General features: G+C 66.9%; 6 protein-coding genes and 1 pseudogene. 3 read left to right on the plus strand and 4 right to left on the minus strand.

Going from position 1 to position 4,029, the window contains the following annotated elements:
- Positions 1–50: 50 nt before the first annotated feature.
- The 3 genes from AC2W7A_RS10045 to AC2W7A_RS10055 all read left to right on the plus strand — a co-directional run bounded on the left by AC2W7A_RS10045 (position 51) and on the right by AC2W7A_RS10055 (position 1,577).
- Positions 51–419 (plus strand): hypothetical protein, encoded by a 369-nt coding sequence (locus AC2W7A_RS10045; protein WP_485991234.1) that lies wholly within the window; start codon positions 51–53, stop codon positions 417–419.
- Complete coding sequence (locus AC2W7A_RS10050) at positions 420–905, plus strand: DUF4411 family protein (protein ID WP_485991235.1); 486 nt, start codon at positions 420–422, stop codon at positions 903–905.
- A gap of 117 nt (positions 906–1,022) precedes the next feature.
- A complete protein-coding gene (locus AC2W7A_RS10055) occupies positions 1,023–1,577 on the plus strand; it encodes a hypothetical protein (RefSeq protein WP_485991236.1) in 555 nt (184 codons plus the stop codon).
- Positions 1,578–1,725: 148 nt separating this feature from the next.
- Here AC2W7A_RS10055 and AC2W7A_RS10060 read toward each other — a convergent pair whose 3' ends face one another.
- The 4 genes and pseudogenes from AC2W7A_RS10060 to AC2W7A_RS10075 form a co-directional block, all read right to left on the minus strand.
- A complete protein-coding gene (locus tag AC2W7A_RS10060) occupies positions 1,726–2,508 on the minus strand; it encodes an SCO1664 family protein (RefSeq protein WP_485991237.1) in 783 nt (260 codons plus the stop codon).
- Positions 2,508–3,050: a DUF3090 domain-containing protein gene (locus tag AC2W7A_RS10065; protein WP_485991238.1), complete on the minus strand. Its 543-nt coding sequence runs from the start codon at positions 3,048–3,050 to the stop codon at positions 2,508–2,510. Before AC2W7A_RS10065 ends, AC2W7A_RS10060 begins: the two co-directional genes overlap by 1 nt.
- Entirely contained in the window at positions 3,047–3,772 is a 726-nt protein-coding gene (locus AC2W7A_RS10070) for a histidine phosphatase family protein (RefSeq protein WP_485991239.1), read from the minus strand. Before AC2W7A_RS10070 ends, AC2W7A_RS10065 begins: the two co-directional genes overlap by 4 nt.
- A 31-nt stretch (positions 3,773–3,803) precedes the next feature.
- A pseudogene (locus AC2W7A_RS10075) lies at positions 3,804–4,029 on the minus strand (hypothetical protein); the annotation flags it as partial.

The raw sequence follows: 4,029 nt of genomic DNA on the forward strand, positions 1-4,029 counted from the left end.
GGGCCACGCGCACGACGTCTTCGCGGAACTCCTGGGGGTAGGGAGCGGGCATGGTGCACATCCTTCCAGGCCGCCCTGCGGGCAAGCCAGATCAGATGTCACCTATCCATGCGGCAGTCCCGACTCTTGTCGTCCTGCAGGCCCTGCGCCGGAACCGACTTTACGATTTCGAAGACTTCCAGACGGACTACGACGCAGAAGTTGAACGCCTGCGTCGATTCGAGCGCGCTGATAGCGGACCGGGTGGCCAGTTCCTCTATAACCAGCCATACAGAATCGGAACAAGGCTTTCCCGTGCGCTCATTAGCGACGCGATGGCTGGCCGGACGCGCTTCACGGATGCTGCCCGGCTCATGTCGTTCAAGTCCATGAAGAACTTTGATTCGTACGCAAGCTATCTGGGAACGGTGCGTGGCTAAATGTACCTAATCGACGCCAACGCATTCATCGAAGCGAGCAGGCACTACTACTCGTTCAACCTGGCCCCGAGATACTGGAGCTGGCTCTACGAGCAGAGCGTGGCCGGTACGGTCGGTTCGATCAAGGCCGTGTACGACGAGATCGCCGACGGCGACGATGATCTGAGCGCCTGGGTGCGCGATAACACCCCTGAAGAGTTCTGGCTGGAGGAGGATGACGACTCCCTTGCAGCCATCATTGATCTCGTAACATGGGCTACTGGACCCACCCGCCAGTTCACCCAAGCGGCGATCGACGAGTTCATGGCCTTGGCTGATCTGCGGCTAGTAGCGCAAGCCAGGGCGCTGGGGGCTACGGTCATCACGCGCGAAGTCCCAAACGCTGAGTCCAAGAAGCGCGTCAAGCTGCCAGATGCCGCCGCCGTCGGAGTGAGCTGCGTGCAACCTTTCCAGGCATACGAGCGGCTGGGCCTTCGTTTTGCCTGACCACCAAATGTTCGTGTCTGCGGGCACCCCTGCGATTGGCATCGCGGAAATGCATCTGCTGCGAAGAAGTGAGCAGCTCTGCGTAATCGGGATTAGAGACTACCTACGAAAGGGTGCGTGAGGATGGATCAGCCTCTCGCGACGACGATTGCCGCTGGTATCGCTGCGCTTGGTTCGATCATCACGCTAATCGTGAACGCTGTCGTGGATCGCCAGGCTTCTGCGAAGGCGGCTCATCGTGAGATCGTGGCCCCGTATCTCGTGGAGCTGAGCGAAGACATATACACGATTTTGGCTTCAATCGATGTGATGGAGAAGAGATCTGTGCGTGGCCAAAGCGTGGTGGATTGGCACGTAAGGGCTAAGGAGGCTGGCCAGAGGGTTGACAGTACGCGACGGAAGATCAGGTACTTCTTGCCCGGTGTCGATGAAGCTCTTAGGGAGTTGCGTACCGCAGGAGACCACATGGCGACGGTTGTAAATATTGAGGGCAACTATTCAGGTAAATTGCTCGCAAAGTACGCTGGTCTTGCCACATCGCTGAACGCAGCAATCCGTGTGTCGTACCGAACGGGTGCGCCTCCAAGCTGGTTGCGCCGGCGAATCCTCGTCCGGAAAGCCAAGACGATTTCAAGCTTCTGGGAGCAGCGTCCGAAAAAGAAGAGTGCATGATGAGAGCGACGGCACAACCTCAGCGGGCACGAATGAGAGTCCTCAGATCAAAGGTTGGTATCTGCGGCGACGTGGTGGAGTTCCGCTTCAACGTCTAGTTCTTCTTGGCTCGAACGCCCTCGGTTTCTTTTTTCGCCACTCTGACGCCTCAGAACAGCGGCCAAGGCACGGCCGGCGTCAGCCCGCTGGGGGCAGGGAAGATCCCGTCGTCGAGTAACTGGGCACAGCGTGCGGCGAGGGCGCCCATCTCCACGGCACCCAGCAGCTCCGCCAGCCCCCGCCCCAGCTCACCGTCGAGCCCGTCGAGAACTCGGCCGACGCCGTCGCGCTCCTCCTCGTTCAGCGCCTCGCCGAGCCAGCCCCAGAGCACGGTCCGCAGCTTGTCCTCCACATGGAACGTGAGCCCGTGGTCCACGCCGTGCCGGTGCCCGTCGGGCATGGCGAGTATGTGCGCGCCCTTGCGGTCGGCGTTGTTGACGATCACATCGAACACCGCCATTCGGCGCAGCGCCGCCGAGTCCTCGTGGGCCAGGACCAGCCGATTCCCGTCCTCGTCCTCACCCTCCAGGATCGTGAGCCATCCCGAGGTCGGCACTTCGTCCGCCGGGAACAGGTCCACGGCGTCCTGCTCAGGGTCCTGCTCCTGCCAGAGCTGCACCATGCCCTCGCCGAAGGGGCCGTCGCGCAGCCACGTGCGCGGCACGATGTCCCATCCCAGCGCCTTGGACACCCGGTGCGCGGCCACCTCGCGGCGGGCCAGAGTTCCGGCGGGGAAGTCCCACAGCGGGGCCTCGCCGTCCACCGGCTTGTAGACCACCGGGGTGTCACCGATCGAGCCGAGGAACGTGGCGTTGGACGCCGTCGTGATGCGGCCGGTGAGCGTCAGCTCCCCGGCCATCAGCTCGCCGGCGGGCACGTCCGCGGCGCTCATCAGGAGTCGGGGAGAGTGCAGTCGTGGCCGTCGGGGTCGATGGGCTGGCCGCAGTCGGAGCAGATCGGACGGCCGGCGTCCACCACCTCCCGGGTGCGCCGGGTGAATGCCCGGGCGGCGCCGACGGGCATCCGCACGCGCACCGCCTCGGCGTCCGCCTCGAGCGCCGGGTCGGCGTCGTCGTCGGTCAGCGGGTGCGCGTCGATGAGCACCTGCGCGGTGGTGGGGTCCCAGCCCAGGCCGATGGCCCCCACCCGGAACCACTCCTGCACCGGGTCCAGCGGATCGTTGTCCACGAGTTCCACGGGCGTGCTGGCCGGGACGCTGTGCGGATTGCCCTCCAGCGCCATGAGATCGTCGAGGATCTCGTCGATCATCTCCGCCATCAGGGCCGACTGCTGCTTCTCCAGGGCCAGGCTCGCCAGCCGGGGCCCGGTGCGCACCTGCAGGTAGAACGTGCGGGCTCCGGGACGCCCGAGCGTCCCGATCACGACCCGGTCCGGCCAGTCGAACTCATGGGCGGGGGCAGGTGCATCAGTCATGTCACGATCCTAGGCGTCTGCTCGTCCACCGCGCCGGGGCCGGTGCCCGCGCCGCCGCCCACCGGGGCGTCGTCGGACGGCCCGAGGCTCGAGAGCCAGGACAGGTCGCCGGCGTCGGTGTTCATCGCCCAGACCCGCGGTCGGCTTGGTCCGTAGCCCACGATGGACACGGAGGCGGGCCCGACCTCGATCCGCTGGAACAGATCCAGGTGCGTGCCGAGCGCGTCGGCCAGGATCGACTTGATGACGTCCCCGTGGCTCACCGCCACCCACACCGCCCCGGGTCCGTGCTCGGCCTCCACGGCGGCGTCCTGCCGGCGGATCGCCGCCACCGCGCGGGACTGCATGCCCGCCATGGACTCCCCGCCGGGGAAGACGACGGCGGACGGCTGGGTCTGCACCGTCGCCCACAGGGGCTCGGTGGCCAGGTCGCTGAGCGCGCGCCCCTGCCACTGGCCGTAGTCGCACTCGGTGAGGTCGTCGTCGACCAGCGAGGGCACCGTCCCCGGCTGGCGATCGAGGAGGGCGCGGGCCGTCTGCGCGCACCGTTCCAGGGGGCTGGCCACCACCGCGGCCACGGGCACGGCCGCGATCCGTTCCGCGGTGCGGGCCGCCTGCTCCCGGCCGTGATCGTCCAGACTGACCCCGGGGGTGCGGCCCGCCAGCAGTCCGCTCGCGTTGGCCGTGGTGCGGCCGTGCCGCACGAGAAGTACCGTCGCCATCACTCCAGCCTACTCACGCGGGCCGAGCGCCTCAGCAGGACGGGTCACGGGGCAGGGGAGTCCACCGCAGGGTGAGGCCCCCGACGGCGGCCAGCGCCGCGTGGGCGTCGTCGGCGGCGTCCTCCAGTCCGTCCGCCACGTCTTCACCCGCCGAGGTGAGCAGCAGGACCGCGTGGTCGTCCTCGTCGGGCTGCTCGCCCGGGTCGGCGCGCCAGCCGCCCCTGCCCCGCACGCCCGTCCTCGTCCCCGGGCAGGGA

Source organism: Micrococcus sp. LASM2_SD2 (assembly GCF_057364565.1).